Below are 1,620 nucleotides of genomic sequence, written 5' to 3'. Positions count from 1 at the left end.
TCGTCATTTATAATAAATAAACCTTGATCTGTTGCTGTAATTATATTGTTATCAATAATAATGATGTCATTAGATTTACTTAATACCTTCTTAATGGTGGTGGTATTTTGTTCAAAAATTTCACCTTCATAATTCCTAATATAAAAAACCTTATCTAATTTAATTACATTTTTTATTTCTTTTAATTTTATATTTTCAAAAATTAAATTTTGGTCATTGTTTTTTCCATAAGATATAAACTTACCATTTAAACCAATAAAAACTTCACCATCTTGTTTTGATATTGACCAAATGGCTTGCTCACCAATTTGAGTTGAGATACTGTTTCTGGTGAATGACTCTGTATCTTCATCAAATTGAACGAGACCTTTGTCTGTCCCGATTTGCAGAACACCGCTATCATCGATAAGTAAATTACGAATAAAAGAGCTGGGTAGAGAATTTGCATTATCATCCGCATAGAATTGCTTAAATTCATTGCCGTCGAAACGATTTAAGCCATTGATAGTACCAACCCAAACGTAACCCTCTGGATCTTCAACGATGGCTGTTACTGTGTCTTGAGACAAACCATCAGCGACACCATAATTAGTGTAGTTTAGTAGTAGATCGAAGTTTGATTCTGTGTCATCAGCTTCAATGGCCGTAGCGCCAAAGCTAAAAATAAAGGAAACACAAATAAAAAGTAGAATTTTAGGCATAGATTTATACTTATTCTCTTTTGATGCCGCAAAGAAGTTCATGAATTGTCTACTTTTTCAGAAAGCAGCCGCTTTGTCAAAAGCATGTTAACAAAAAAGGTGTGATTGATAGAATATTACCCAATAATGGTAATTAAATTGACGAAAAGTTATTTTTTAATCAATTCGTTAGGTAATACTAAAGTTTTATTTGGTGCTTTGTACGGTTAATGTTGGTTTTGACTATTTATTTACGTAACCGCGTTCTGTTTCTATTATGTACATTCCAGTAGAAGAGGCTGCCTAAAACTGAAATTTATCAGCCTGTTGTTTAAATGTTTTTAAGTCGACTATCATATTATCCGAACGTAAGCTTGTTTGACTGTGATGCTGTTCACCACTGTTGAACAACACTAAACGATCACAATCTCTGCTACGCATGTTAACCACCATAAACTTAATCAAGTCAGCTCTGGTAAGCTTTTCGACTTCTGCGACAACCATTTCACGTTGATTAAATCCATAATCGCGGTTTCCTAAGCTTACCCAATAACGTTGGCTGCGAGTCTTTAGATTGGTATCGTGTTCCATTATTTGACCTATCATACCTTGCTTGGTACTTTCCCATTGTTCATTGGTAATTTGCATAACGGCATAATTAAAGTCGGCAATGAACTCGTCAATTGCTTCGAGTAGTTGTCTTGGACCTGCTGTCGGGGACTGCACATAAAAAATCATCCCGGGATGTCGGTTTAATGGTAAGTAACCTGTTCCAACCATGTAGCCTAATTGCTGCTTAGTGCGTAATTCATGAAAAAATGTTGATGACATTGTATGGTTTAATAGACTGAATAACGCCACTCGTTCTGGTGTAGCCATCCGAGACTGGTAGTAAACAATAATCGCGCTATCTTGGTGGGCAATGGCTTTCTCGCGAAGC

General features: G+C 35.3%; 2 protein-coding genes. Both read right to left on the bottom strand.

What is annotated here, in order from left to right:
* Positions 1-743, bottom strand: a 743-nt coding sequence (locus H5202_RS22105) for a ligand-binding sensor domain-containing protein (RefSeq protein WP_272490485.1), incomplete at its 3' end; no start/stop codon positions are given.
* A 240-nt stretch (positions 744-983) separates the two neighbouring features.
* A partial coding sequence (locus tag H5202_RS22100; RefSeq protein ID WP_182773927.1) for an insulinase family protein occupies positions 984-1,620 on the bottom strand: 637 nt, incomplete at its 5' end.

This window comes from Shewanella sp. SG41-4 (assembly GCF_014164505.1).
Lineage (GTDB): Bacteria > Pseudomonadota > Gammaproteobacteria > Enterobacterales > Shewanellaceae > Shewanella.
The sequence above is the reverse complement of the archived record's forward strand: the minus strand, read 5'-3'. Positions and strand labels throughout refer to the sequence as shown.